General features: G+C 67.7%; 28 protein-coding genes. 14 read left to right on the top strand and 14 right to left on the bottom strand.

Annotation, left to right across the window (positions count from 1 at the left end; translation table 11 throughout):
- The first annotated feature begins 5 nt into the window (after positions 1-5).
- Positions 6-803 (top strand): isoprenyl transferase, encoded by a 798-nt coding sequence (locus Y710_RS15780; RefSeq protein ID WP_006897650.1) that lies wholly within the window; start codon positions 6-8, stop codon positions 801-803.
- Positions 804-813: 10 nt separating this feature from the next.
- Here Y710_RS15780 and Y710_RS15775 read toward each other — a convergent pair whose 3' ends face one another.
- Genes Y710_RS15775 through Y710_RS15765 form a run of 3 tightly spaced genes read right to left on the bottom strand, consistent with a single transcriptional unit; the run spans position 814 to position 2,338 of the window.
- Positions 814-1,548 carry a Clp protease N-terminal domain-containing protein gene (locus Y710_RS15775; protein WP_045538843.1) on the bottom strand — a complete coding sequence of 245 codons (735 nt, stop codon included), beginning with the start codon at positions 1,546-1,548 and terminating at the stop codon, positions 814-816.
- A 32-nt stretch (positions 1,549-1,580) separates the two neighbouring features.
- Positions 1,581-2,006, bottom strand: a complete 426-nt coding sequence (locus Y710_RS15770) for a Fur family transcriptional regulator (protein ID WP_062367873.1) — start codon at positions 2,004-2,006, stop codon at positions 1,581-1,583.
- A complete protein-coding gene (locus Y710_RS15765; protein WP_006897653.1) occupies positions 2,003-2,338 on the bottom strand; it encodes an ArsR/SmtB family transcription factor in 336 nt (111 codons plus the stop codon). Before Y710_RS15765 ends, Y710_RS15770 begins: the two co-directional genes overlap by 4 nt.
- Positions 2,339-2,434: 96 nt before the next feature.
- Between Y710_RS15765 and Y710_RS15760 the strand changes: the two genes are divergently transcribed.
- Positions 2,435-2,884, top strand: a complete 450-nt coding sequence (locus Y710_RS15760) for a nitroreductase family deazaflavin-dependent oxidoreductase (protein ID WP_045538845.1) — start codon at positions 2,435-2,437, stop codon at positions 2,882-2,884.
- Between the two features lie 3 nt (positions 2,885-2,887).
- Here Y710_RS15760 and Y710_RS15755 read toward each other — a convergent pair whose 3' ends face one another.
- Positions 2,888-3,289, bottom strand: a complete 402-nt coding sequence (locus Y710_RS15755; protein WP_045538848.1) for a hypothetical protein — start codon at positions 3,287-3,289, stop codon at positions 2,888-2,890.
- Positions 3,290-3,548: 259 nt separating this feature from the next.
- Here Y710_RS15755 and Y710_RS15750 point away from each other — a divergent pair, with 259 nt between their 5' ends.
- Positions 3,549-4,940 carry a glycine--tRNA ligase gene (locus Y710_RS15750; protein WP_006897656.1) on the top strand — a complete coding sequence of 464 codons (1,392 nt, stop codon included), beginning with the start codon at positions 3,549-3,551 and terminating at the stop codon, positions 4,938-4,940.
- 15 nt (positions 4,941-4,955) lie between these two features.
- Here the strand turns inward: Y710_RS15750 and Y710_RS15745 are convergent, their stop codons facing one another.
- Positions 4,956-5,498, bottom strand: a complete 543-nt coding sequence (locus tag Y710_RS15745; protein WP_006897657.1) for a CG0192-related protein — start codon at positions 5,496-5,498, stop codon at positions 4,956-4,958.
- Positions 5,499-5,640: 142 nt separating this feature from the next.
- On the opposite strand from Y710_RS15745, the gene Y710_RS18960 reads away from it, so the two are divergent.
- Positions 5,641-5,796: a hypothetical protein gene (locus Y710_RS18960; RefSeq protein ID WP_006897658.1), complete on the top strand. Its 156-nt coding sequence runs from the start codon at positions 5,641-5,643 to the stop codon at positions 5,794-5,796.
- Between the two features lie 36 nt (positions 5,797-5,832).
- On the opposite strand, the gene Y710_RS15740 is transcribed toward Y710_RS18960, so the two are convergent.
- Both Y710_RS15740 and Y710_RS15735 read right to left on the bottom strand, forming a co-directional pair.
- Positions 5,833-6,501 (bottom strand): phosphoribosyltransferase, encoded by a 669-nt coding sequence (locus Y710_RS15740; RefSeq protein ID WP_006897660.1) that lies wholly within the window; start codon positions 6,499-6,501, stop codon positions 5,833-5,835.
- Positions 6,495-7,124 (bottom strand): pyridoxamine 5'-phosphate oxidase family protein, encoded by a 630-nt coding sequence (locus Y710_RS15735; RefSeq protein WP_062367872.1) that lies wholly within the window; start codon positions 7,122-7,124, stop codon positions 6,495-6,497. The genes Y710_RS15740 and Y710_RS15735 overlap by 7 nt, the downstream gene beginning before the upstream one ends.
- A gap of 93 nt (positions 7,125-7,217) precedes the next feature.
- On the opposite strand from Y710_RS15735, the gene Y710_RS15730 reads away from it, so the two are divergent.
- Complete coding sequence (locus Y710_RS15730; protein ID WP_231875767.1) at positions 7,218-8,537, top strand: WS/DGAT/MGAT family O-acyltransferase; 1,320 nt, start codon at positions 7,218-7,220, stop codon at positions 8,535-8,537.
- A gap of 120 nt (positions 8,538-8,657) precedes the next feature.
- Here the strand turns inward: Y710_RS15730 and Y710_RS15725 are convergent, their stop codons facing one another.
- The gene (locus Y710_RS15725; protein ID WP_052692421.1) at positions 8,658-9,560 is read right to left on the bottom strand and encodes an alpha/beta fold hydrolase; all 903 of its coding nucleotides are present in this window, start codon (positions 9,558-9,560) and stop codon (positions 8,658-8,660) included.
- Between the two features lie 214 nt (positions 9,561-9,774).
- On the opposite strand from Y710_RS15725, the gene Y710_RS15720 reads away from it, so the two are divergent.
- The 5 genes from Y710_RS15720 to Y710_RS15700 all read left to right on the top strand — a co-directional run bounded on the left by Y710_RS15720 (position 9,775) and on the right by Y710_RS15700 (position 13,860).
- Positions 9,775-10,083, top strand: a complete 309-nt coding sequence (locus tag Y710_RS15720) for a GlsB/YeaQ/YmgE family stress response membrane protein (protein ID WP_006897664.1) — start codon at positions 9,775-9,777, stop codon at positions 10,081-10,083.
- A gap of 163 nt (positions 10,084-10,246) precedes the next feature.
- Entirely contained in the window at positions 10,247-11,002 is a 756-nt protein-coding gene (locus tag Y710_RS15715) for a hypothetical protein (protein WP_062367871.1), read from the top strand.
- 84 nt (positions 11,003-11,086) lie between these two features.
- Entirely contained in the window at positions 11,087-11,917 is an 831-nt protein-coding gene (locus tag Y710_RS15710; RefSeq protein WP_062367870.1) for a mycofactocin-coupled SDR family oxidoreductase, read from the top strand.
- A 151-nt stretch (positions 11,918-12,068) separates the two neighbouring features.
- Positions 12,069-12,557 (top strand): cold-shock protein, encoded by a 489-nt coding sequence (locus tag Y710_RS15705; RefSeq protein WP_039867897.1) that lies wholly within the window; start codon positions 12,069-12,071, stop codon positions 12,555-12,557.
- Positions 12,558-12,600: 43 nt separating this feature from the next.
- Positions 12,601-13,860: a deoxyguanosinetriphosphate triphosphohydrolase gene (locus Y710_RS15700; protein ID WP_051999682.1), complete on the top strand. Its 1,260-nt coding sequence runs from the start codon at positions 12,601-12,603 to the stop codon at positions 13,858-13,860.
- A 206-nt stretch (positions 13,861-14,066) separates the two neighbouring features.
- Here Y710_RS15700 and Y710_RS15695 read toward each other — a convergent pair whose 3' ends face one another.
- Positions 14,067-15,248 carry an MFS transporter gene (locus Y710_RS15695; protein ID WP_062367869.1) on the bottom strand — a complete coding sequence of 394 codons (1,182 nt, stop codon included), beginning with the start codon at positions 15,246-15,248 and terminating at the stop codon, positions 14,067-14,069.
- A gap of 56 nt (positions 15,249-15,304) precedes the next feature.
- Positions 15,305-18,676, bottom strand: coding sequence for a DEAD/DEAH box helicase (locus Y710_RS15690; protein ID WP_045539172.1), 3,372 nt, complete (start codon positions 18,674-18,676; stop codon positions 15,305-15,307).
- 159 nt (positions 18,677-18,835) lie between these two features.
- On the opposite strand from Y710_RS15690, the gene Y710_RS15685 reads away from it, so the two are divergent.
- Positions 18,836-20,443 carry a class I adenylate-forming enzyme family protein gene (locus tag Y710_RS15685; RefSeq protein ID WP_062367868.1) on the top strand — a complete coding sequence of 536 codons (1,608 nt, stop codon included), beginning with the start codon at positions 18,836-18,838 and terminating at the stop codon, positions 20,441-20,443.
- Positions 20,444-20,459: 16 nt separating this feature from the next.
- On the opposite strand, the gene Y710_RS15680 is transcribed toward Y710_RS15685, so the two are convergent.
- A complete protein-coding gene (locus tag Y710_RS15680) occupies positions 20,460-21,440 on the bottom strand; it encodes an NYN domain-containing protein (RefSeq protein ID WP_006897672.1) in 981 nt (326 codons plus the stop codon).
- Positions 21,441-21,639: 199 nt separating this feature from the next.
- On the opposite strand from Y710_RS15680, the gene Y710_RS15675 reads away from it, so the two are divergent.
- Complete coding sequence (locus tag Y710_RS15675) at positions 21,640-22,023, top strand: TIGR03618 family F420-dependent PPOX class oxidoreductase (RefSeq protein ID WP_006897673.1); 384 nt, start codon at positions 21,640-21,642, stop codon at positions 22,021-22,023.
- A gap of 182 nt (positions 22,024-22,205) precedes the next feature.
- Here Y710_RS15675 and Y710_RS15670 read toward each other — a convergent pair whose 3' ends face one another.
- Positions 22,206-22,913 carry a DUF6319 family protein gene (locus Y710_RS15670; protein ID WP_062367867.1) on the bottom strand — a complete coding sequence of 236 codons (708 nt, stop codon included), beginning with the start codon at positions 22,911-22,913 and terminating at the stop codon, positions 22,206-22,208.
- Between the two features lie 272 nt (positions 22,914-23,185).
- Here Y710_RS15670 and Y710_RS15665 point away from each other — a divergent pair, with 272 nt between their 5' ends.
- The gene (locus tag Y710_RS15665) at positions 23,186-23,395 is read left to right on the top strand and encodes a CsbD family protein (RefSeq protein ID WP_006897852.1); all 210 of its coding nucleotides are present in this window, start codon (positions 23,186-23,188) and stop codon (positions 23,393-23,395) included.
- 79 nt (positions 23,396-23,474) lie between these two features.
- Here Y710_RS15665 and Y710_RS15660 read toward each other — a convergent pair whose 3' ends face one another.
- Entirely contained in the window at positions 23,475-24,095 is a 621-nt protein-coding gene (locus Y710_RS15660; RefSeq protein ID WP_062367866.1) for a TM7S3/TM198-like domain-containing protein, read from the bottom strand.
- Between the two features lie 98 nt (positions 24,096-24,193).
- Positions 24,194-24,832 (bottom strand): hypothetical protein, encoded by a 639-nt coding sequence (locus Y710_RS15655; RefSeq protein ID WP_045539162.1) that lies wholly within the window; start codon positions 24,830-24,832, stop codon positions 24,194-24,196.
- A gap of 240 nt (positions 24,833-25,072) precedes the next feature.
- Here Y710_RS15655 and Y710_RS15650 point away from each other — a divergent pair, with 240 nt between their 5' ends.
- Complete coding sequence (locus Y710_RS15650) at positions 25,073-26,122, top strand: lipoate-protein ligase LplAB (protein WP_062367865.1); 1,050 nt, start codon at positions 25,073-25,075, stop codon at positions 26,120-26,122.
- Positions 26,123-26,214: the final 92 nt, after the last annotated feature.

Genomic DNA, 26,214 nt, shown 5'->3' with positions numbered 1-26,214 from the left:
AGCTGATGGCTCGTCTCACCCGCCGCGCCCAGGCGTCCGCACCCGTCGAGGTGCGCCCGCCCGATCCGCATCCGTCCGGAGCCACACCGCCGGAGATCCCCGCCGAGCTGATACCGAGACACATCGCGCTGGTGATGGACGGCAACGGCCGGTGGGCCAAGGAACGCGGCCTGCCGCGCACCGAGGGGCACAAGCGCGGTGAGGCCGTGTTGATGGACAGTGTCTGCGGCTGCATCGAGCTGGGCGTCACCCATCTGTCCGCCTACGCGTTCTCCACAGAGAACTGGTCGCGCAGCCCGGAAGAGGTCAAGTTCCTCATGGGTTTCAACCGCGACGTGATCCGGCGCCGCCGCGACGAGATGAACGAGATGGGCGTCCGCGTGCGGTGGGCCGGGCGACGGCCGAAGCTGTGGCGCAGCGTGATCAAAGAACTCGAGGTCGCCGAGGAACTCACCCGGAACAACACCGTCATGACCTTGACCATGTGCGTCAATTACGGCGGCCGGGCCGAGATCGCCGATGCGGCGAGAGAGATCGCCCGCCGGGCGGCGCGGGGGGAGATCGATCCCGAACGGATCACCGAGGCGAGTTTCGCCAAGTACCTCGACGAGCCCGACATGCCCGACGTGGACCTGTTCCTTCGTCCGTCGGGGGAGCAGCGGCTGTCGAACTTCCTGCTGTGGCAGAGCGCGTACGCCGAGATGGTCTATCAGGAGAAGTTGTTTCCCGACTTCGACCGCCGGGACCTCTGGGCCGCCTGCCTGGAGTATGCCAAGCGCGACCGACGATTCGGGAGCGCCTGAGGCCGCGACGTCAGTCCGGCGTCGCCGACGTGAACTGCGCGAGCGCCTCCGTCAGCCGCTCTTCAAAGGCTTCGGGCGTCACACCGGCGTCGCTGAGCGGACCGCGACCGTCCTCCACCTCCAGCAGAGCGAGCACGATGTGCTCGGTGCCGATGTAGTTGTGCCCCAGACGCAGCGCATGGCGGAAAGTCAGTTCCAGCACCTTGCGTGCGGCGGCGTCGTACGGAATCACCTCCGGTGCCTCACCCGGTTCGGGCAGGGCCTCGGACGCCCCGGCGGCCAGCGCGTCGACGTCGACGCGCAGCGCGGCCAGCAGCGTCACCGCCAGCGACTCGCGGTCGTCGAGCAGCCCGAGCAGCAGATGCGCGGGGGATACCTCGCTGTTGCCCGCCGCTTCGGCGGCGTTGTGTGCGGCGGCCGCGACATTGCGCGCACGAGGGGTGAACTGATTGAACCCCTGAGCCGGGTTCAGATCGGCCGCCGTACCCGGGTCCTTCGGTGTGAACCGCTTCTGCACGGCCTGTTTGCTGACGCCCATGCTGGTCCCGATCTGGGTCCAGGACGCACCGCTGCGGCGTGCCTGATCGACGAAGTGGCCGATCAGGTGGTCGGCCACCTCGCCGAGGTGGTCGGCGGCCAGCACCGCGTCGGACAGTTGATCGAGCGGATCGTCGTGCACCTTCTTGATCGTGTCGATCAGGTCGTCGAGTCGGACGGTGGGAGTCAGGGAGGTCTTCTCAGCCATGAGTCAACCTTAAGTTGACGCAGGCGCTCTCGTCAACGGTTGGTTGACGCTGGTGTGCAGTCTCTGCACGTCCCGAAGATCTCGACGGTGTGCGAGATGTCGGCGAAGCCGTTCTCCGAGGCCACCGAGTCGGCCCATCGCTCCACCTTGTCGGCTTTGATCTCCACGGTGGTTCCGCACTCGCGGCATACCAGGTGATGGTGGTGTCCGGTGGAGCAGTGCCGATAGCGGGTCTCGCCTGATCCGTCCCAGATCGCGTCGATCTGCCTGGCTGCGGTGAGCGCCTGGAGGTTGCGGTACACCGTGGTCAGTCCGATCGACTCGCCCCGCTCACGCAGTTTGTCGTGGAGCTGCTGGGCCGACAGGAAGTCGTCGGTGTCCGACAGCACATCGGCGATCGCCGCCCGCTGCTTGGTGGACCGCTGGCCGGTGACCGGCTTGTTCGCCGTGTCGCTCATGTCTGCGCCTCCGTCCGATGTTCAGCGGCGTGCAGGACTGCGTCGACCACGATGTGTGCGACGTGATCGTCGGCCAGCGAGTACTCGACCTCCCGGCCGCGCCGGCTTCCGACCACCACGCCCGACTGCTTCAGGACGCGGAGGTGCTGGCTCACCTGCGGCTGGTTCAGTGCGAGGGCGTCGACCAGTTCGTGGACGCACATCGGCCGGTCGCGCAGTGTCATGACGATCGACACCCGGGCGGGCGAGGCCAGCGCCCGCAGCAACTCGCTGGCGGCGCCGTGCGCCCGGCGGTCGGCGGTCAGTGCCGGCGACATCACCGACTGACTCATGACTGCTCCTTCGAAAGGGATTCAACACCTCCATCCTAAAGGAACTGATTTTCATTTGCCTGTGGCCTCGGCCGGCGCAGCGTAGCGTGCCTGGGTATGACCAGCATCGGTGCGCGGGCGCTGCGGACCCGGTGGTTCGTGCGTTCACCGATACCGCTCTTCCGCGCGGGACTCGGGTTCCTCTTCGGCGGTCGGCTGCTGCTGTTGCAGCACACGGGCCGCAAGTCCGGTGAGCCTCGATACGTCGCCCTGGAAACAGTGGAGCGGCCGGACCGGAACCGAGTGATCATCGCGTCGGGCTTCGGTCGTAGCTCCCAGTGGTTCCGCAACCTTCAGGCCGATCCGCGGTGCCGCGTCTGGATCGGTTTCGACCGCGATCGACCGGCGACCGCGCGAGTTCTCACCCCGCAGGAGTCGGTCGCGGTCCTGGACCGCTACCGCCGCGAGCACCCGAAGGCGTACGCGGAACTGGCGGGAGTGATAGAGGAGTCGACCGGTCTGCCGATCGACCAGATCCCCTATCTCGAACTGACCCTGGATCGCTGACGATCAGCAGACGGCCATCGCGTATCGGCCGGTGCTGCTGTCCTCGGAGACGAGGACCCCGTTCACATAGGTGCGGCAGGCGGCGTAGTGGCCGCTGGTCTGGAAAGAACTGCCGGTGAACTGATACGTCGACCGCGACGTGACGGTGATGCTCCCGGACCACGTCTTCCGGTCCTTGGATCGGGTCGGGAGCGACGGGCGCGACATGGTCTGCATGTCGTCGTAGGCGTCGTACCAGGCCAGCGACTCATTCACCTGCGTGTCGCTGAAGAAGACGTACCTCACGGTGTCGCCGACGGTCGGATCCGCCGAATCGGCGGCGGCCGGGCCGGCAGCGATCGCACAGGCGGTGGCCGCGGCGGCCACGACGGCTCCGGCGACGGCGCTTCGCTTGGTGAGTTTCATGGTTGCTCCTCGTAGTCGGCGATGAGGCGCTGCGCCTCATCGGGTGCTGCGAACGTACGCGGCACCTACGACAATTCCGGCCAGTGCGACTGACCCGGCGATACCGCGGTGGTTCCGGCGCAGTCCCGCGCCGAGCCTCCCCGTGCGGGTGACCGGCGCACTCGTCCCGGCACCGACTACGCTGTACTGCGACGTGCACGACCACCGTCGAGCACCGTGACAGAAGTCCGACCCCCTACGTCGTGGAGATCAGAAAACCGTGGCTGTGCAGTCCAAAGTCGATGCCGTCGTCAACCTCGCCAAGCGGCGGGGTCTGGTGTATCCCTGCGGTGAGATCTACGGCGGAACACGCTCCGCATGGGACTACGGTCCGCTCGGCGTGGAGCTGAAGGACAACATCAAGAGGCAGTGGTGGCGGACGATGGTGACCTCGCGCGAGGACGTCGTCGGACTGGACTCGTCGGTGATCCTGCCGCGGCGGGTGTGGGAGGCCTCCGGGCACGTCGAGGTCTTCACCGATCCGCTGGTGGAGTGCACCAACTGCCACAAGCGTCAGCGCCAGGATCACCTGCAGGAGGCGTACGCGCTCAAGAAGGGGATCGACGATCCCGACTCGGTCCCGATGTCGGAGATCGCGTGCCCCGAGTGCGGCGCGAAGGGGCAGTGGACCGAGCCCAAGGCCTTCTCCGGGCTGCTCAAGACCTTCCTCGGGCCGGTCGACGACCAGGAGGGGCTGCACTACCTCCGTCCCGAGACCGCGCAGGGCATCTTCATCAACTTCAAGAACGTGATGACCACGGCGCGCCGCAAGCCCCCGTTCGGCATCGCGCAGATCGGCAAGAGCTTCCGCAACGAGATCACGCCCGGCAACTTCATCTTCCGCACCCGCGAGTTCGAGCAGATGGAGATGGAGTTCTTCGTCAAGCCCGGCGAGGACGAGCAGTGGCACAAGTACTGGATCGACGCGCGGCACAACTGGTACATCGACCTCGGGATCGATCCCGAGAACCTGCGGCTGTACGAGCACCCCAAGGAGAAGCTCTCGCACTACTCCAAGAGCACGGTGGACGTCGAGTACAAGTTCGGCTTCGGCGGCAACCCGTGGGGTGAGCTCGAGGGCGTCGCGAACCGCACGGACTACGATCTGTCGACCCACAGCAAGGCTTCGGGTGAGGACCTGTCGTTCTTCGACCAGGCCTCGGGTGAGCGATACACCCCGTACGTCATCGAGCCCGCGGCGGGACTGGGCCGGTCGATGATGGCCTTCCTGTGCGATGCCTACACCGAGGAGGAGGTGCCCAACGCGAAGGGCGGCACCGACACCCGAACCATGCTCAAGCTCGACCGTCGGCTCGCGCCGGTGAAGGCGGCGGTGCTCCCGCTGTCCCGCAACGAGAAGCTGTCCCCGAAGGCGCGCGACCTCGCCGCGGACCTGCGCAAGCACTGGAACATCGAGTTCGACGACGCGCAGGGTATCGGCAAGCGCTACCGCCGCCAGGACGAGATCGGCACGCCGTTCTGCGTCACGGTCGATTTCGACACCCTCGACGATCAGGCGGTCACCATCCGCGAGCGCGACAGCATGAGCCAGGAGCGGGTCGCGCTCGACAAGGTCGTGGAGTACCTCGGCGGCAAACTGATCGGCGTCTGACGGGCGCGGGCGGCGCTACCGCAGTGCCGCCACGACGCCGGCGCCGCCGTCCCATTCGGCGACGAGCCACGCCGCACCCGACACCGGGGAGGCGAGGTCGTCGCTGAGGGCGAGCGCCGTCGCGTCGGCCGGTGCGCCTTCGAGGCGGATGCGCACCGGCGGTTCCTGGATCGTCACGGACCCGTCGCTGCTCTGGATCTCGAGACGTGCCTGTTCCTGTCGCCCGCGCAATGCCCGCACGAAGCAGTCGACGGCGACGGGATCGGCGGCGGCCTCGTAGATCCAGCGATCGCCGAGCACCGAGTGAGTCATCGTGGAGACGAGGAACTCGTCGGCCTCCGGCAGCGGAGCGCCACGGTAGGTCAGCGGGATGTGCAGGCTGCGGTCGTCGCGCGAGACCAGCAGAGCTTCGACACCGACCTCGCCCGCAGGATCGTCGAAGCGGTAGCCGCCGATCATCTCCACCTCTCCGGTCCCGCCCCACGGGACGCTGTCGAGGTAGGCGGTGACCAGTTCGAGCTTGGTGGGCGAGAGGGTCGCCTGGTGAACGAGTGCCATGTGACGACCCTAGTGCGCGATGTGCGGACTGTCTCGCGCCGTCGGCGATCGACGTGGGCGGGAAGTCCTGTTCCGGTGGGTCGCGTGATGGATGTCCGCGCCATCGGGTATCTGTAGTGCAACCCCCGACGAGAGGACCGCAGTGAACCCGAGGCTCATCATGTTGTTCAGCGGTGTCCTGATGATCATCGCGTTGGGGTTGATGGTGGGGCAGAAGCAGTGGGTGATGCTCGCCGTGGTCCTGCCGATCTGGCTGATCATCCTCGGCGTGTGGTGGCATCGCCAGCGGAGTCGGTAGTGCCTCGATCCTCATACCCCACACCGGGCTTCCGGCTCAGCGGTCCGTGAACTGATCCAGAACCGAACGCACGCGGGCGTCGGTGAGCTGTGCGAAATCGTCGTACGCGCCGCCGACTCCGATGAAGTCCTCCGGCGTGTACGGACAGACGACGGAGTCGGCCTCGGGAAACATGTCCGCGGTGCCGACCGGGCCGGCGGGCACTGCCACCACGATCCGTCCGGCCCCGCGGCTTCGGAGCGCGCGGACGGCCACGTTCATCGTCGCGCCGGTGGCGACACCGTCGTCGACGAGCACCACGGTGCGGCCGGCCACGACGGGTTGCGGGCGTCGGTCCCGATAGGCGGCGTCACGTCGCCGGAGTTCGGTGCGAGCCGCGTCGACGGCCTCGGCCAGCCTCGCCGGGGTCAGGCCGGTGGCGCGCAGGACGTCGTCGTTCATCACCACCGAATCGTCGGCGCCGATGGCGCCGGCCGCCACTTCCGGCTCCCACGGCACGCCGATCTTGTGCACCAGGTAGACGTCCAACGGCGCCCGCAGGTCCTCGGCGATCGGTGCGGCCACGTCCACTCCGCCGCGGGGGAGTGCGAGCACGATCGTGTCGTCGCGCCCGCGGAGATCGGACGACAGCCTCTCGGCCAGGACCCGCCCGGCGTGCGCGCGGTCGCGGTACCGGCGAGTCGAGAACCTCCGCGATATCACCACAGTCGCCGTTCCAGTTCGTCGACCCGGTCCTGCAACTGGTGGATCTGATCGATATACGGCTGCACCCGTTCACGGACCTGTTCGGAGGTGTACAAGGGCACCATCGACCGCGCACAGTTCCAGTCGAAGGCCTCGACGTCGATGACGATGCTGCGCTCGCATCGTGCGGCGATCCGGCCGTCCGCGACCTGGGACAGGCGTTCGAGCAGTTCGGGATCGGCGTCGCCGTCGATCACAGTGGCACGCCCGAAGACCTTGAGCCGCATCTTCTTCGGATGATCGGCGACGAAGAGCGCGACACGACCGTCGGTCTCCAGGTTGCCGACCGACACGAACTGCTGATTGCCGCGGAAATCGGCGAATCCGAAGCGATTGCCGCCGAGGTGGTGGACGAATCCGGTCGGCCCGCTGCGGTACTGGACGTAAGGCCACCCCGAGGGGGTCACCGTCGCCATGTGGAAGGCGAACACCCCGGTGAGCATCCGAACCTCCCGCGGCGTCACCTGCTGCGGGCCCGAATCGGGTGTGTCGAGACCCGCGCCGTAGGCCACCACGCTGCCGGTGATGCGTTGCCGCGCAACGGCTGCGTCGCCGAACGCGATGTGCTGATACCGATCTCCCACGGTCTCCAGGCTAGGCGGGGCCACCGGAACCGCGTCATCCGATACTCGTCAGTAATTAGAACAGGTTCTAATTCTCCGCTATTCTCCATGGTCATGGAACGATTGAGCGGCCTGGATGCCAGCTTCCTCTACCTCGAGACACCCGAGCAGTTGATGCACGTCTGCTCGGTGATGGTCATGGACAAGTCCACGGTTCCCGGCGGGTATTCGTTCGCGACCTTCCGAGCCACACTCGACGAGCGTGTGCGCCGAGTTCCCCAGTTCACTCGGCGGGTGCGACGCGTTCCGCTCGATCTCGGCCACCCCGTGTGGGTCAAGGACGAGCACTTCGCTATCGACCACCACCTGCACCGGATGGCACTGCCCGCACCCGCCGGCCACGCCGAACTCATGGAGATGTGCGGTCATCTGGCCGGACTCCCGATGGACCGCGGCCGCCCGCTGTGGGAGATGAACGTCATCGAGGGATACCGCGGCGAGGACGGCGAGGAGAAACTGGTCGTCTTCACGAAGATGCATCACGCCACGGTCGACGGCGCGTCGGGCGCCAATCTGATCTCATACCTGTGCAGTCTCGAACCGGACGCGCCACCGCTGGCCACCGACGAGATCCCCATGGACGGACGGTCGCCGGGGTCGCTCGAACTCTTCGGCCGCGGCATCGTGAGCACGCTGTCGCGACCGCTGTCGATCCCGAAGATGCTGAGTCCGACCCTGGGGCTGATCACCGAGACGGTGAGCCGCGCCCAGCACGGCACCGCGATGGCGCCTCCGCTCACCGCGCCGCGGACCTCGTTCAACGGCACCATCACCGGTCACCGCACCATCGCGGTGGGCGATATGGACCTCGAGGACGTCAAGGCGGTCCGGCGCGCGACCGGTGCGACGGTCAACGACATCGTGCTGAGCATCGCCGGCGGCGCTCTGCGCGACTATCTCCTGGAACGCGACGAGCTGCCCGACTCGTCGCTGCTGGCCACCGTGCCGGTCTCGGTGCGCGGAGAGTCCAAGCGTGACGAGGGGGCGAACAAGGTCTCGGCGCTGTTCACCCGGCTCGGGACCGACATCGCCGACCCGCTCGAGCGGCTGACCGCGATGACCGAGGCGAACAAGCACGCGAAGGACCATCACAACGCGATCTCCGCGGACACCCTGCAGGACTGGGCCGAGTTCGCCGCGCCGCGCACGTTCGGGCTCGCCGTGCGCGCGTATGCGGGACTGCGCCTGGCCGACCGGCATCCGGTGGTGCACAACCTGGTCATCTCGAACGTCCCCGGTCCGCCGATCCCGCTGTACTTCATGGGGGCACGGATGGACGGGATGTACCCGCTGGGCCCGGTCTTCCACGGAGCGGGCGTCAACATCACGGTGCTGTCGAACAACGGTGTCGTCCACGTGGGCGTCATCGCGTGAGTGGACAGCATGCGCAGCCCGGAGAAGCTCGTCGCCCACTTCCCGGAGGAACTCGCGCGGCTCAAAGAACAGGTCGCGCCCGCGGGGTAGACGCGAAGTGGGCGAATAGCGCGGCGGGCATCACGACTCGGCGCGCTCGCGCCACCGCGCCCGCACCACGCTGCAGGCGTGCGCGAACACCGGCACGAATTTGTCGGCATCGATCACGCAGCACGAGTGACCGCCGTCCACCTCGTGCACCGTGGCGCCGGGGATGCGGCGGGCCATCGCGATCTGCCGGGCCGGCGGTATCGCGCGGTCGCGCAGGGGCACCACGACGGCGGTCGGCACATCGATCTGGCTGATCCACGGTCGCGTATGGTGCCTGCCGATGGCGCCGACCGCCTTGCCGACGGCGATCGGCGACGTGGAGCGGAACTCGTTGAGCGCCCACCGGTTGATGTCGACGGCCGGGTCGACCTGCGACGCCTGAACTCGGCCGGCGCGGCGAGGGGAACCGGATCCGGGAACGCGTGAGGTGATGCCCGCCATCCCGTTGTGGAAGACCCGTTCGGTCGCGGTCATCTGAAAGGCGTCGGTGGAGGCGCAGAGCACCAGCCCGCCCGCCCGGTCGGGATGCTGCCGCCAGACACGCTGAGCAACCAGCGATCCCATCGAGAAGCCGGCGAACATCGCTTCATCGATTCCGAGGACGTCCAGCAGTGCCACGGCGTCGTCGGCGCAGTCGCGGAGGCTGAACTCGGGTGATTTGATGCCCTGACCGTGCCAGCGCAGGTCGAGAGTGATCACCCGGAAGCGCTTCGACAGTTCCGGGATGCTCGGAAACCAGGTCAGCAGGCCGGTGGTCGTCAGCGCGTGCAGAAGAACGATCGCCGGTGCGTCGGCGGTGGGACCGGCGGTGTCGGTGACGTAGGTGGAGCCCCGTCCGGGCAGTTCGATCAGACGGCCCGCGGGTATGTCGACTCTCGGCAGCCGGACTCGCGGTGCGCGCGTGGCAGTCAGGTCTCGTCGAGCAGGATTCATCGGTCGCCCCTTCGTTCCCGGAGCCCCAGGAACTAGAACATGTTGCATTTGCGATCACTATGCCATGAGGTGTCGGTGGCCGGTCATCCGAGCGCCGTCACTTCTCGGAAGTGGTGCGCAGATGACATACTGATAACGCTTCATGTCATCGGAGCGGCCGTTATCCCTTGTCTCGTAGCGTGGAGGCACAGCAGTCGAGACAAAGGATGGGCAAATGGACGCAATTGCAGTGAGCGAGATCCTGGCGCGCTCGAGTACGACCACCAATGTCGGATGGATCGGCTATCTGGTCATCGGCGCGATCGCGGGCTGGATCGCCGGAAAGATCGTCAAGGGCGGCGGTGCCGGGATCCTGATGAACATCGTCATCGGCGTCATCGGCGCGCTGATCGGCGGTTTTCTCTTGAGTTTCTTCCTGGACACCGCGTCCGGCGGCTGGTGGTTCACCCTCCTAACGGCAGTGCTCGGTTCGGTGATCCTGCTGTGGATCGTGGAGAAGGTGCGCGGCAGTTCGGGCAGTTGAACGCCAGTTCGCAACGGCGGCGGGTCCTCGGCTTCGGTCGGGGACCCGCCGCCGTTCTCGTGCGCTGATCTGCGGGTCTCAACTCGGTCTCAGGGCGCTGTTTCGGAGCGAAGTGGCCCCATACTCAGTCGAAACACCAGTCACTTCAGCCCCGGAGGTCACATTGTCCAGGTCATTTCGTTTCACGATCGCGTCGGTCGCCGCGTCGGCCGCACTCGTCGGAGGCGCGGTCGCCGCACCCGCCGCACACGCCGACACCTCCCGCGACGCGGCTGCCGCCCGTGCCGCACTCCACGAGGTCGCCGCTCAGCCGAACGACGCCGCATCGGTGATCGACTCGATCGACGAGGCCAACGCGGTCCTCAAGAAGCTCGGCATCACTCCGTTCACGCCGACCAAGGGACTGTGCACCGATCTGTCGATGCCGTCGGCGGTCGGCGGCGCGATGCCCGGATCGATCACTCCGCTCCTCGGTGACCTGAACAAGTCGCTTCGCGTCAAGGACAAGGACATCAACGCGATTCAGAAGGGTGAGGTGCTCTACGGCTTCGTGCCGGTCGACAAGTTCTCCGACACCAAGGACAAGAGCGGCATGCGTGTCGCGTGGTTCAACGTCAACACCCTCGACGGCGGGTTCGGCGAGCCCATGAAGGGGCTCGGCGACTCGATCGTCGACGCCGTGGACGCACGCCTGAAGGAAGCGGATGTCAGCGCCTTGGTGCGGACCCTCGCCCGGAAGACGCTCGGCTCGGTCGTCGCGGCGATTCCGGCCAACGGCGCTCGAGGCGGCATCGTCAAGACCGGCTCGGGCACGGTTCTCTCCGCGATCTACGGCACGATGCAGAAGGCCGGCGGCAGTGAGGACGCGCCGGTCACGTGCTACTTCTTCCCGTCGCTGGGCATCGCGACCGTGAAGTAGCCGGCCGGGAAAAGGTCTCCCGATCGCGTGCACACCCCTCCGCCGAAGCGAGACAATGGAGTCGACGATTCGAGGAGGCGGGCAATGACTGATCTCACCGGAAAAGTGGCCTGGGTGACCGGTGCGGCGCGCGGGCAGGGACGATCGCACGCACTGGCCCTGGCGGCGGCGGGCGCGCACGTCGTCGTCACCGACATCGCGGCGCCGGTCGACACGATCGCCTACCCGATGAGCGATCCGAACGACCTCGCGGAGACGGCGAGAGAGATCAAGTCGACCGGCGGCTCGGTGACATCGGCGCAGGTGGACGTTCGCGACCGGGCCGCGGTGAACGGGCTCGTCTCGCGGATCCGCGACGAACGCGGACGCCTAGACATCCTCGTGTGCAATGCCGGCGTCTGCTCGTTCGAACCGGTCGAGTCGCTGACCCACCAACAATGGGCCGACGTCATCGACACCAATCTCACCGGTACGTTCAACTGCGCGCAGGCCGTTCTCACGCTGATGAAGGAGAACCGGTTCGGTCGCATCGTCGGGATCTCCTCGGGAGCCGGCCGCGGCGGCATGCTGCATCTGAGTCATTACGCCGCGAGCAAGTGGGGGATCATCGGATTCATCAAGTCGTTGGCCCTGGAAGTGGGTGCGTACGGCATCACCGCGAACGTGGTGTGCCCGGCGTCGGTGGCGACGCCGATGGTGCTGAACACCGCGACGATGAAGAGATTCTGTCCGACGATCGAACATCCGACGCAGGACGATCTCGCTCAGGTCTTCGCCGGTTGGAGTCCGCTGGGCGTGCCGTGGCTGGCACCGGCCGACGTCACCCGCGCGGTGATGTATCTGGTCGACGACCCCGGCGTCATCACCGGCACGGTGGTCGAGGTGAGCCTCGGGACGAATGCGACGCGTCAGTAGGAGCCGCGGTGGTCGTCGACCGGTTGACATTCCGATCACTACCAGGCATTTCAGCTCGGTCGGCTGACGATTTTGAGGCATAGTAGTAGGGGAGTGCGTCGCGCGGGCAAGGGGTTCGCGGTGTGGGCGTGCTTTGGAGAGAGAGTTTGTGGTGGCTGTCAACGGCAAGGTCGTGCATTTCGACACCAATCGTGGTTTTGGATTCCTGGCGCCCGCGGAGGGCGGAGACGACGTCTTCCTGCACATCAACGACGTGGGCATCGATGAGACCCTGCTGCGCCCCGGCGCCGAGGTCGAGTTCGACGTCGAGAGCACCGATCGTGGCGCGAAGGCACTGAACGTGAAGGTGACCAAGGAGGCTCCGGAGGGCGAGTCGCCCGCCGCCGAGCGCGCTCAGCGCCGTGACGAGGGCCGCGGACGCTTCGGCGACCGGCACGATCGCGGCGACCGCCGTGACGACCGGCGCGGCGGCCGTGATGACCGCGGACCGCGACGCTTCGGCAATCGGGGCGGCGGCCGTCTGTTCAACGAGATCACCGAGCTGCTGCTCGACGCCTCGCCGGACCTGACCGCTCGTCAGATCGTCGCGATCCGATCCGGTCTTCTGGACATGGCATCCCAGCGCGGCTGGTCGGAGTAGTTTGACCGACGCCGATCGGTCCGCGGGCGGCCCGCCCGTGGCGATGTACGACGCTCACGACCTGGAACGGATGGTCGTCGAGGCGCCCAAGATCGCCGCGGGCGCGAATCCCGCGACCGACCATCGCAGCGACTTCGCCCGCGACCGCGCCCGGGTGCTGCATAGCGCGGCCCTGCGGCGACTCGCGGACAAGACGCAGGTGGTGGGTCCGCGGGAGGGCGATAACCCGCGGACTCGTCTGACCCATTCGCTCGAGGTCGGCCAGATCGGCCGCGGTATCGCGGTCGGTCTGGGCTGCGACCCGGATCTGGTCGAACTCGCCGGACTCGCCCACGACATCGGCCACCCGCCCTACGGGCACAACGGCGAGCGGGCTCTTGAAGAAGTGGCCCGCGACCGTGGCGGATTCGAAGGCAATGCGCAGAATTTGCGCATCCTGACGGCGCTGGAACCGAAGATCGTCGGCCCGGACGGGGTCAGCGCCGGTCTCAACCTCACCCGGGCGGCGCTCGACGCAACGCTCAAGTACCCGTGGTCGCGCACGGCGCCCGGCACCAAGTACGGCGCGTACGTCGAAGACCGCCCCGCGCTCGACTGGGTGCGTGACGGTGCGCCCGACGGCCGGCGCTGTCTGGAGGCCCAGGTGATGGACTGGTCCGACGATGTCGCGTACTCGGTGCACGACCTCGAAGACGGAGTGATCGGCGGGCGGATCGATCTGCGCCAGTTGAGTTCGCCCACCGATCAGCACGATCTGGCGCAGCTAGGCATGCAGTACTTCGACGGGCTCACCGCCGATCCGCTGGTCGGGGCGGCGCAGCGGTTGTCGGAGATGGAGATCTTCGCCTCGCTCGGCGAGTTCGACGGTTCGTTGGAGGCGTACACGCGGCTCAAGCGACTCACGAGCGAGCTCATCGGGCGTTTCGCTTCGGCCGCGATCACCCGGACGCGCAGGGTGGAGGGCGCACGTCCGCTGCGCCGGTACGACGCGGATCTCTCGGTGCCGGCCGATGTGGCGGCCGAGGTCGCCGTGCTGAAGACGCTCGCCCTGCGGTTCATCTTCTCCGACCCGAGTCACCGCGCCAAGCAGGACCGTCAGCGCGAGCGCATCCACCGCGTCGCCGAGATGCTGCTGGTGACCGCCCCGGGCGGCCTCGACCCGATCTTCGCCGCCGCGTGGAATGCCGCGGCCGACGACGACGCCCGGATGCGCGTGGTGATCGACCAGATCGCCTCCATGACCGAGGGCCGCCTCGAGCGCCTCGACAAGTCCAGCGCCGAAGTCCAGGCACACCTGGGCTAGCCCGTCGAACTCCCGCCACGCTTCTCCTGTCAGGCTCGTCGAGTAAGCGGGGGAGCGCAGCGACCCCGCGCATCGAGACCGCAGTCTCGCACGTCTTCCCTGTCAGGCTCGTCGAGTGATCTCCACCCGGGCAGGCTCGTCGAGTAAGCGGGGGAGCGTAGCGACTCCGCGCATCGAGACCAAGCAAACCCCCACCCACCCCCGCATCACCGGCCGGCCAGCACCCCACTCCGCAACTGCATCCCGCGAATCCCCGCACAGCCGGCGGCCATCACCGCCAGCACGACGATCGGTGCGACGATCCCCACCGTGGGTGCGATCACCCGCAGCAAGACCGGCAACCCGAACCCGAGGTACGTGCCGACGTAGAAGATCCCGGTGGCCAGCCCGATCCGGTCGGCGGGAGCGAAGGTCTCGACGTCGAGCAGGCCTTCGCGGAGGCAGAGCCCGTAGCCGCTGCCGAGAACGACGGACGCGGCGACGAAGGCGACCGGCGTCGGGTCGGACCCGGACGCCGCGACGATCACGAATCCGACGGCCGACAGCAAGGCGCCGCCCACTCCCGCGCGCGCACCCCAGGAGTTTCGGCGCGCGATCACCTGCACGGCCACGCCGGATCCCAGCGCGAGCACGGCGGCGACGCCCGGCACCCACGGACCGCTGAAGCTCGACATCCGCCCGGCCATCGTCACCACACTGATGGTGACCGATGCGAACACCCACAGCGACATCGGAAGGCTCGTGACCAGCGCGCGGGACAGGCTCCGCGGTCCGCGCACGGTCGAGTCGGTGACGTCGGTGCTCTCCGTGTCGGGGGTCTCCGCGACGGTGCGCCGCGAGTTCGGCACGGCGAGGCCCGCGACGACCGCCAGGAGCGAGCCGGTGACGGTGACCGCGAAGGGGGCGATCAGCGCGGCGCCGTCGGTGAACTGAGCGATGAGTCCCGACGCGAGTGGACCGACGGCGAAGCCGCTGGTGAGGACTGCGCCTGCGAACACCGTGCCGCGAGAACCGCCGACGTCGGCGCTCCACGCGGTCCCTGCGCTGACGGCCAGCCCGACGCCGAGTCCCACCGCGAACCGTCCGACGAAGACGCCGGGCTCGGTGTGCCACAGGAGCATCAGCAGATTGCCGAGTGCGGCTCCGGTCGCGCCGACGAGGACCACGGGTTTGCGTCCGACGCGGTCGGAGATCCCGCCGCCGGTCAGCAGCCCGGGGAGCAGACCGATCGCGTAGACACCGAACGCCCCTTCGAGAGCCGCGTCGCCGATTCCGTTGCGGTCGTGAAGGACCGGCATCATCGCGACGAAATGGTTGGTGGCCCAGCCGGTGGTGAACAGGAGCGCGAGCACGGTCCAGAGGTTTCGGCGGTCGGCTGTCGTCGTCATCGGCGATGCGGTTCCTCGTGGTCGGTGAGCGGTCGCTCACCAGTGTGGCATCGTGCCTATCCGAGCAGACCGCGGACGTCCTCGGCGGTGATTGCGCCGGAGAACGCGGCGCCGTCGTCGAGCAGCGCGTCGAACAGTTCGCGTTTGCGGTTCTGCAGGTCGATCACCTTCTCCTCGATAGTGCCGGTGGACACCATTCGGTAGACGGTCACCGCGCGGTGCTGGCCGATGCGGTGCGCGCGGTCGACGGCCTGATTCTCGGCGGCGGGATTCCACCAGGGATCGGTCATGAAGCAGTAGTCGGCGGCGGTGAGGTTCAATCCGAAGCCGCCGGCCTTCAAGCTGATGAGGAACACCCGGGTGCGGCCGTGGGTGAACTGCTCGATCTGCTCGCCGCGCCGGGTGATCGCGGTGGAGCCGTCCAGATAGCTGTAGGCGATCCCGGCCGCGTCGAGCCGGGCGGCGATCAGTTTCAGGAAGCCGGTGAAGCTGCTGAAGACCAACGCACTGTGGCCCTCGTCGATGAGGATGGGCAGCTGCTCGGACAGGTACTCGATCTTCGCCGAGTTCACCGCGGCGTGCTCGTCGTCCACCAGCGCCGGATGCAGACTCAACTGCCGTAGCCGGGTGAGCGCACGCAGCACCTGGATGCGGTTGCCGTCGAAGTCCTCCAAGAGCCCGAGGAGTTGCTGGCGGTCGCGGGCCAGATAGGTGTCGTACACCTTTCGATGCTTGGGCTCGAGCTCGATCGGCAGCAACTGTTCCTGCTTCTCGGGCAGGTCGACGAGCACTTGATCCTTGGTGCGGCGCAACATGATCGGCCGCAGCCGGCGTCGGAGAATCGCCAGCCGCTCGGGAGCCTGCCCGCTTTCGATGGCGTCGGCGAAGTGCTCCTTGAACAGTTTCGGTGAACTGTAGAGTCCCGGCGCCACCACCGACACCAGCGACCACAGTTCCATCACGCGGTTCTCCATCGGGGTTCCGGTGATCGCGAGCTTGAACGGGGCCTGCAGCCGCCGTGCGGCCTGGTAGGTCTTGGAGTTGTGGTTCTTGAGGAACTGCGCCTCATCGAAGATCGCACCCGTCCACGGCACCCGGGCGAAGGCGTCGTAGTCGATCCGCAGCAACGCGTAGGAGGTGACGACGATCCGGGCGTCGGCGATCCGATCGGCCAGCGGGGTCCCGACCCGCTTCTCGGTGGCGGGAACGGTCAGCATCTCGAGGCCGGGTACGAACCGGTGGATCTCGGCGGCCCAGTTGGCGATCACGCTGGTGGGCGCGACCACCAGGAACCGGGCATCGGGTCGCTCGTCCACTACGCGCTGGATCAGCGCGAGAGTCTGCACCGTCTTGCCGAGCCCCATGTCGTCGGCGAGCACGCCGCCGAGCTCGTTGTCCCAGAGGAACGTGAGCCAATCCAGGCCCTCCTGCTGGTACGGCCGCAGCCGGGCGTCGACACCCGCGGGCGGCGGTACCGAGTGCGGCGGCCTCGCCGCGGCCAGACGGGCGATGCGATCACGCCATCGGCGGAGCTGCTCGTCGACCACGCCGAGTTCGAGCAGTTCGTCCCACAGTGATGCGTTGAGGGTGTGCGTGCTGACGCGGTCGCCGTCGAGCTCGCCCATCTCCCGGGCCTCGTCGAGCCGGTCGCGCAGGGTCTGCAGCGCGGGGATGTCGAGGGCGAAGTACGTACCGTCGTCGAGCACCATGTGCGTCTCGCCGGACGCGAGGGCGGAGATGATCGTGGTGATCGGAATCTTGTGGCCGTCCACGTCGAGTGCCACGCGGAGGTCGAACCAGTCGCTGCGCGCGTCGCCGTCGCCGGAGAAGCTCAGGACCGGCGGCGCCTCGGCAGGACGGTAGTCGGGCGGCGTGCCGACCACGTCGACGCGCACCCGGCCGAGCTCGGTGATCTTCGGGACCGTCTCCGCGCACAGGATCGCCACTTCGAGCTGTGACAGCGGCACCGGAACGGTGCGCAACTCGGGAAGAGAATCGAACGCCGCCGCGACCGTGCAGCCGCCGCGGAGTTGACGCAGGACGGCGTACACCCGATTGAAGCGACGGTAGTCGGAGCGGTACTTCGGCAGCCGACGTTCGAGGAGATCGGCGGCGGCTGCCACCCAGTGGGCGCTGCTGCGGGCGACCATCTCCAGCTCGGGACGCACCTCGTCCCACATCGCGCGCTCGGCCGCCGCGTTGCGGAACCGGCCGGTCTCGGTGCCCTGCGTCGGGAACTCGTGGACCTCGCCGTCGGTCTCGTACGCCGTCGACCAGGTGGCGCACGGGTGCTCACCGGTCTCGATGCGCAGTACCGGGAACGGACCGGCGAGGTCGGCGGCCGGGAACGCTCCGGGTTCCACCACCACGGCGCGGTCGGCCTGCAGGGTCGGCAGCGCCTCGCGGAAGTCGCCGAGTTCGTCGTCGCTCACCTCCAGTGGGACCCGGCTCACCAGCAGCATCGATTCGGTGGTGGTCAGCCGGGGCAGCGGGCCGATGTACAGGACGTCGCCGACCTCCTGCGCGATGCCGTGCGCGCGGGGCCTGCCGATCGGGAACTGGAAGGCGTCCGGCGGAACGGGCCGACCGTCCACCAGCACCTCGAGCGCCACATGGACGCCGGCACGCTGAGCGGTGACGTGCAGTCGGGTGCTGAGGTGATCGCCGTACTCGACGGTCGTGCTCTTCGACGACCGCGCGTTGACGAACTCCACGCCCGCGTCGCGGGCCTCGTCGAGCAGGACCCAGATGCTCGGCGGAGCCATCAGCAGCGACATCTCGTCACCGATGGAGGCGCTCTGTCCGCTGATCGCCAGCGCCGAGGCCAATCGGGTCAGGACGTCGAGGGCCTTCTCCGGATGGCGGTCGGCGGTCTTTCCGGACAGGATCGTCTTCCAGGTGACGCGCGTCTTGACCCACCGCCCCTGCTCGCTCATGGTGAGCGGCCGGAGACGGACGGAGTCGGCGCCGCGATAGCTGCGGTGTACGGAGAACTGAAGTGCCAGTGGCAGTTCCGGACCGTCCGGGGTGTGCTCGACGGACTGCGACGACTTCGAGATCTCGTCGATCAGAGTGCGCCATCGTGAAAGCGGGAGGGCCGAGTGCGCCGACGACGACCGCCGGGCGACGGCCGTGCCTTCGGCGGTCGCGGCCATGACCAGCGCCGCGCAGTGCTTGCAGCGGATCGCGACCGGGCAGGTGCAGCTCGCGGACACCCGCGGCTTCGGGCCATCCCAGGCGGCTGTGACCTTGCACCGGTAGCGCTGCTCACCGGAGCCGAGTGAGACGCCGGTGAGGACGCCGTCGGACCAGTCGATACCGGTGATCATGCCGTTGGTGGCGTACGACCGCGCACGCTGCAGCGTCCGAGTGTCGAAGGCGCCGAGGACGGCGTCGACCTGCTCGTCGGTCCAGTCGGGGGAGGTCATCGGATCCAGCGTAGTCGGGATCGGCGGCGTGCCGCGGCGACGGTGCTTCGACGTGTGTGACCAGCACATCCGCGAAAAACAGTCACGAACGATTGTTTTTGCGCTACGGTCGCCTCACGCCGACCGCGTGTCCCCGCGATCCACTGCAAGGAGTTCTTGATGTCCGGAATGCGCCCCGACCTGTCCGGTGTCGACCCGCTGACCGTCAACCTGACGCATCGCGTCTGCGTCGGCGACCTGTTGACTCGCAGCGCCGCCCACTACGGCACGCGCACAGCCCTGGTGGACGGCGACCTCGAACTCTCGTACGCCGAACTCGAGGCACGTGCCAACGCGCTGGCGCGGGGGCTGCTCGAACGCGGTTACGAGCGGGGTGACGCCATCGCGCTGCAGTTGCAGAACAGCTGGCAGTTCGTCACGTCGTTCTTCGCACTCGCCAAGATCGGCGTGGTGGCGATGCCGCTCAATCTGCTGCTCTCGCCGTCCGACATCGCCTACCAACTCGCCGACAGCGGCGTCCGCGCCATCGTCACCGAGGATGTGTTCCTCGGAGTGCTCGAGCCGGCGGTCGCGGAGGCCTCATCGGATCGCCTCGGTGAGGTGATCGTGGCCGGCACGGCACCCGACACGGTGGCCGGGTTGCGGTCGGTGGCCTTCGACGAGGTCTTCGCCGCCGACCGGTCCGTCGTCGAGACGATCGTCGACGACCGCGACATCCTGCACTGCCTCTACACCTCCGGCACCACGTCGCGGCCCAAGGGCGTGGTGACTTCGCATGTGGCCGTGCAGATCTCGGTGCTGAGTTCGGCACTTGGCCTCGGTCTGCGGCCGGACACCCGCCCCGCGGTGCAACCGATCGTGCTGCCGCTGTTCCACGTCACGGCCCTGGATGCGCTGCTGCTGCCGTCGTTGACCGTCGGCGCTACGGTGGTGCTGCTGCGCGGCTTCGACCCCGCCGCGCTCGCCGAGGTGTTCACCCGGCGTGCGGTGACGCACCTGACGATGCTCCCGATGATGTGGGCCGCTCTCCTGCAGCAGCCCGCGCTGGCGGAGGGGGACACCGACAGCCTCGTCACCGGGCTGTACGCGATGGCGCCGATGCCCGCCGAACTGCTCGCGGCGCTGCGGTCGAGGTTCCCCAACGCCGCGATCATCCTCGGCTCGGGGCAGACCGAGACCACGCCGGCCTCGGAGCTGCAGTGGTCGGGCCACCAGGGTGTCAAGGACGCCTCGTGGGGGCCGGCGACGGTCAGCACCGACATCGCCATCATGGGCGGCGACGGCACCCTCCTGCCGACCGGTCAGGAGGGCGAGATCGTCTATCGCGCACCGCAACTCATGGAGGGTTACTGGAACAACCGCGACGCGAACACTGAAGCCTTCGCGCATGGCTGGTTCCACGGCGGCGACATCGGCTATCTCGACGACGAGGCCGTCGTGTGGTTCACCGACCGCGCCAAGGACATCATCAAATCCGGCGGCGAGAACGTCTCGTCGGTGGAAGTGGAACGGGTGCTGCTCGGACACGAGTCGGTCGCCGAAGTCGCGGTGGTCGGCGTGCCCGACGAACACTGGGGTGAGGCGGTGACCGCGTTCGTCGTGCTCAGTGAGCCGGCCGACTCCGGTGAGACGCGGTCGGAGGAGATTCAGTCGTGGGCGCGCGAGCGCCTCGCCGGATTCAAGGCGCCCAAGAGCGTGGTCGTGGTGGACGCTCTCCCCAAGACGGCGACCGGCAAGATTCAGAAGCACCTCATGCGCTCACGGTGAGCTGCCGGAAGGTGGGTCAGCCGGCGTCGTACTCGTCCCAGAATCGCTGGCGGAGGCGGAAGCGGACGGGCTCGTCGACGGTGTAGCGCTCCATCGCCTCCGAGGCGTCGAGCAGGAGGGCGCGATCGATGTCGCGCGGGATGGAGGGTCGTGCGCGCTCGAGCTCCGCGGTCTCCTGCGGGGTGGCGCTCTTGCGGAAGGCTGCCAGCACGCGGCCGACCACGTCGCCGATGATCTGCTCCTGCTCGGCGTCGTCGAACTCCGGCATCACGTGTGCCACCGATCCGGTGGTGGAACTGTAGGCCAGCACGCCCGTCGGTGCGGGCGGGGGAGTGGCGCGTGCGGCCACCGACGCGGCGGCGGCGTCGAGCGGTGTGCGCGCGGCGGGTTTGGGTGCGACCGGCCCGGGTTTGGCGGTGACCGGCGCCGACGGCTTCGGGGCGGGCTGGCGATCCACGCTGAGAACGGAACGGTCGATCGCGGGTCCGTCGATCCGGTGCAGGTCGTCCGCGGCGCGGATCAGGTGCCTGCTGACGCCGTGCGACTTGCCGTCGGCGTTCGGCACCGCCAGCAGGATCACCTGCACGCCGTGTACCTGTGCTTCTTCGACGGCCTCGGTCAGGTCGTCGTCGCCGGAGACGAGGAAGAAGACGTCGGAGGTGCTGTTGCGGGCGTGCGCGACGAGATCGAGGCCGATGCGGAGGTCGACGCCCTTCTGCTCGCCGTTGACGCCGAAGCGGCCGAGTCGGAGCTTCACCTTGGCCAGTTCGCCGATGCGTTGCTGTGTGGCATTGGGAACGCCGTTGTCGGCGGAGTCGTACCAGTGCACCCGCAGCGTCGGGAGGCCGGAGAGGTGTTCGGCGGTGTCGACCAGTGTGTCGATCAGACGCGAGTACTCGACGTTGATGCTGCCGCGCAACGATGTTCCGGCGACGCGAGTGGCGGCCGACGCGAGGAGGTATCCGGTGTCTATGTACAAGCTGCATGTCGGGCGCATGGTTCGACTATCGCAGGGCCGGAGACGGTCCACCGGCCGAAACGCCGCCCTTGTTACCTCGGAGTAATCACGGGGCCCTGCTGAAATCAGTCCGCACAGTGCCGCGCGGGGTGAATCTTCCCTCGGCATTGGTTGTGCGAACTGATTTCAGCAGGGCTCCGCGGCGACTAGCGTCCCAGGCAGAGCGAAAGGACCAGCGATGCTCACCTCGGACCTCCGTCGCGTCCTCGACGGCGCCCCGATCGCCCACGTCGCCACCGTCTCTCCCGACGGCTCACCGCACGTCGTCCCGGTCTTCGTCGGGACCGACGGCGATCGCATCGTCGTCTTCACCGGCCCTGGCTCGGTGAAGGCGCGCAACTTGCGGCGCGATCCGCGCGTCGCGCTCTCGATCGCCACCGCCGACGATCCGTTCACGCCGGTGACGGTCCGCGGTCGAGTGGTGGACTGGATCGACGGCGACGCCGGCTGGGAGATCGTCGACCGCGTCGCGGCCAAGTACATCCCGGTACCCTACCCGCGCGAGGACCCGAGGGTGGTCGCGGTGATCGAACCGACGGTGCAGAAGGTCGGAATGGGTTGAGCGTTGTCGTCACAGCTCACGTTCGTCGAGTAGGCCGACGCCACCTCTAGGCCCGCCGAGCATCCCCGCTCCACTTTCTAGGCCCGCCGAGCAGGCCGACGTCACCCCCAAGGCCGGTCGAGTAGCCCAGCGAACGCAGTGAGCCGGGCGTATCGAGACGATCACCAACCCGCCACGCCCCTTCACTCCGACTCCGACTGCCCCTCCAGTGCCGCCAACGCTCGCCGAGCCGCTTCCAGCTCCCGGCTCAGCTCCTCGACCCGCCGCTGAGCCTCCTCCCGCGCCGCGTTCAGCACCGACGACGCCGCTCCCAACGCGGCGTCGTCACCGAGTTCGCGCATCGCAGACTCGACGGAGTCAGCAGCGACACTGCGCGACCGCGTGGGCTTGCGTCCGCCCCGGGTCACCGATACCGACCATTCGTTGTCGGCCGAACCGAAGACCGTCACCGTCACCGACGACGGTGCCTTCTTGCCCGCCGCGCGCTTCGCCGGCCTGGCCGCAGTCTTCAGCGCCGCCGCGGTAGCTCGTGTCTGAGCCGCCGCTGCGTCGGTCTTCGGTGCTGCGGCCGGTCTCGGCTGAGCGGCCTTCTTCGCTGCCGCGGGCTTCGCGACCTTCGCCGCCTTCGCCGGTTGAGGTGGTGCGTCCTTGGTCATCCGCAGTTCATCGGCTTCGTAGGGGAGTTCGTCGTCGACGCCGCGCGGTTTGATGGTCAGCGTCGTCCCGGCGATCGCGATCACGCGCGCCGAGGCGCCGGGCGCGAGGCCGAGGCTGGGTGTGCCCTCGCGCAGATACACCGTGGCGCGTCGCCCCTCGGCCAATGCCGAGTTCAGGGAGGCGAGGTCGTCAGCGGTCAGAGACTCCGATGCCAAGCGGCGGCGCGGGGGCATGGCGGGCCTTTCTCCTCGTTCAGATGCGGCTGTGAACACTGTGCCACAGCCGGACGACATGTTCGCACAGATGTGCGATCCGGTGCGTCGGTGGGCCCGCTGCTCAGTGACATGGACGGGGGATGCGGCGAGGTGTCGGCGATGCCACTGCGGATGGTGTCACCTCGTGTCCTGCAGGGTCGAAGGGGAGTGGGTACCGTCGGAAGTGTCGTCCAAACGAGTGGCGACGAAGTGTGGAAGATGCAGATCCATCCGCTATTCAAGGAGGACAGATGAGCTTTTCCGACGATGCACAGAACAAGGCTGAAGACCTGAAGGGCCGGGCGAAGGAAGCCGTCGGCGCTGCGACCGACGATGACCAGTTGCGTACCGAGGGGCAGACCGACCAGGGGAAGTCTGCCGCCAAGGAGAAGGTCACCGAGGTTGCGGACAAGGTCAAGGAAGGCGTCGACGCCGTGAAAGACAAGTTGACCGGCCGCTGACCGTACCGACCGGAGCGGCCCGCCACCCGAGAGTTCGGGTGGCGGGCCGCCGTCGTTCAGCAGGGAGATCAGTCCGTGTTCACCATTGCTGGTGCAGGTCCTGGTCGCGTCCGATGACGCGCGCCTGAGCCACCACGCCCGCGATGACGAGCACGATGTAGGCGGCGTACCACCACCAGTGATGGCCGATGGTGAATGTGACGCTCGCCCGCGAGAAGTCGTCGAGCGCGATCGTCGACGTCAGAAGCATGAGCCCGCCGACGATCGCCGTGGCGCCGCCGAGTGCGCTGAGCACCACGAGCAGTAGCGCCGGCAGATTCAGCGCGATGGCAGCGACCGCCAGGAGGATGCCGACGAGCACGCCGACCACGATGATGACCCAGTTCCAGGTCACTCCGATCGCGGCCATCAGTGCGGTGCCCAGGACGAAACCGATGGAGGCCATCGCCAGCGTCACCGCCACCGCGTAGTACAGGTACGCCAGGAGTGCGAAGAGGATCGCGACCGCGATGCCGACGATCCATCCGACCGCAGTTGAGAAGAAGCCGTCCCCGGTGACGGCGGAGACGAGCCCCGCACCGAGATTGAGGCCGACGAAGGCGCCCCACACTGCGATGACGACACGCATCGCCACCACGCCTCGGAAGCAGAACAGAATGCCGATGATGATGGCGATGAAGCCGATCAGGATGCTGGACATGGCGTAAGCGTAGTGCGCGCTTCATGTCCGAATGGGCGGCTTCGCCTGGCGAGGACGAAGTGCGTACGTTCGCAGCGCGCCGCGGCCGCCGGTTCTGGTCAGCCCTCGTCCGTTGTCTCCACGACCTGCGTCACCCTGGCAGTGACCTCGGTGTCGCTCGACGGTGTTTCGACCGATGTGCTCTGGTCGATGGTCACCTGTGTGCCCACCATCGTGAACTTGTCGAGGATCGGATCCTCGCCGCCGTCGATCTCGTAGAGGACTTTGAAACTACGGTCCGTGAGGACGCTGGAAGCACCTTTGAAGGTCGGCTCGAGAGAGACCGTGACGAGGCAGCCGGCGGAACCGAAACACTTCTTCTCCTCTGTCAGGACGGAGAGACTGAAGTCGGCTGCCGTGACCGGGACGGTCGAGACCCCAGTCGTCGGCGGGTAGCTGTATTCGGGCGATGCCGCGGTCTCGGTCCCGGAGGTCGCGGACTCGTCCGACCCGATCGCGTATCCCACTGCACCCGAGCCGACTGCGATGAACACCGCTGCGACGATCGCGAACAGAATCCGGCCACGCTTACGCGGGCGCTTCGGCGCGGCAGCGCTTTCGGGTGGTGCAAGGGTTCCCGGCGGTGTCGCGAATGGACTCGTGGGCGGGGGATACCCGGCGGCGGCGAAATGATGTTCGCCGGTCGGCGGGACTGGTCTGCCCGTGGGACCGTCGTTGCCCGCGTCGTGTTCGTTCATTTCCTCGTCCTTCGTTCTGTCTGTTTTGCGATGGTTCCGAGAACGTACGACTGAGCTACGACAAGAATCTGATCGCTGCACGTCCCGCGCGCCGACGTCTGCGGCGGTCGTATGACGATCAGCGCTGGTGACAGGCGGTCGGTGTGGTCCGTTCGGGTGGATCTCGATTGCGCGCTCTCGCGCCCCGATCGACTCAGGAGCGGGAACTCTGCGGCGTACCTGCGGCCGTACGCTGGACGAGTGCACGGCGAATACAAAGTTCCTGGTGGCAAGCTGGTGGTGATTGACGTCCACGTCGAGGATGGGAGGCTCTCGCGGGTATCGCTGTCGGGCGACTTCTTCCTCGAACCGGACGACGCTCTCGACGTCATCACCGAGGCCGTCACCGGTGCGCCCGTGACGGCCGATGCGTCCGATTTGGGCGCGCTCATTCAAGCGGCACTGACCGCTGACGTCTCGATGGTCGGCTTCACGCCCGACTCGGTCGGTATTGCGATCCGTCGTGCGCTCGGTCATGCCACGAGTTGGCACGACCACACCTTCGACGTCGTCGAACCGGTCGTCATGGCGCCCGCGATGAACGTCGCGCTCGACGAGGTGCTCCTGCGGGAGGTGGCGGCGGGGACTCGCCCGCCGACCTTGCGCTTCTGGGACTGGGACTCGCCGCTCGTCGTGATCGGCTCGTTCCAGTCGGTCCGCAACGAGGTCGACGAGGAGGCCGCCGCCCGCCACGGCATCGGGATCGTCCGTCGCATATCCGGTGGCGGCGCGATGTTCATGGAGCCGGGCAACTGCATCACGTACTCGCTCGTCGTGCCGACATCGCTGGTGGACGGACTCAGCTTCGAGCGGTCGTACGAGTTCCTCGACCAGTGGGTGATGGGCGCCCTCGCCGACGTCGGCGTCAACGCCCGCTACGTCCCGATCAACGACATCGTCTCCGACCACGGCAAGATCGGCGGCGCCGCGCAGAAGCGCATCGTCGCCGGCGCCGTGCTGCACCACGTCACGATGTCGTACGACATCGACGCCGACAAGATGACCGAGGTCCTGCGGATCGGGCGAGAGAAGATCTCCGACAAGGGGATCACCAGCTCCGGCAAGCGCGTGGATCCGATGCGGTCGCAGACGGGGATGACGCGTGCAGCGATCATCGAGGCGTTCTTAGATCACTTCCGCGGGCGGTACCGGACGCGGGAGGCCGGGTACACGGATACGGAACTGGCGGCCGCGCAGGAGTTGGTCGACGAGAAGTTCAGCAGTCAGGAGTGGACGTACCGGGTGCCGTAGTGGCTACGCCGCGCGGCGGTGCGGGCTCGTGCCGCCCAGTCGCAAACTCGGCCAATGGGACGACCCCGTGAATCGCCCCGGGTTTCGTGGAG

The sequence above is a fragment of the Gordonia sp. QH-12 genome (assembly GCF_001578675.1).
GTDB lineage: Bacteria > Actinomycetota > Actinomycetes > Mycobacteriales > Mycobacteriaceae > Gordonia > Gordonia sihwensis.
Note: the sequence above shows the minus strand (reverse complement) of the source record. Positions and strands in the feature narration are given on the sequence as shown.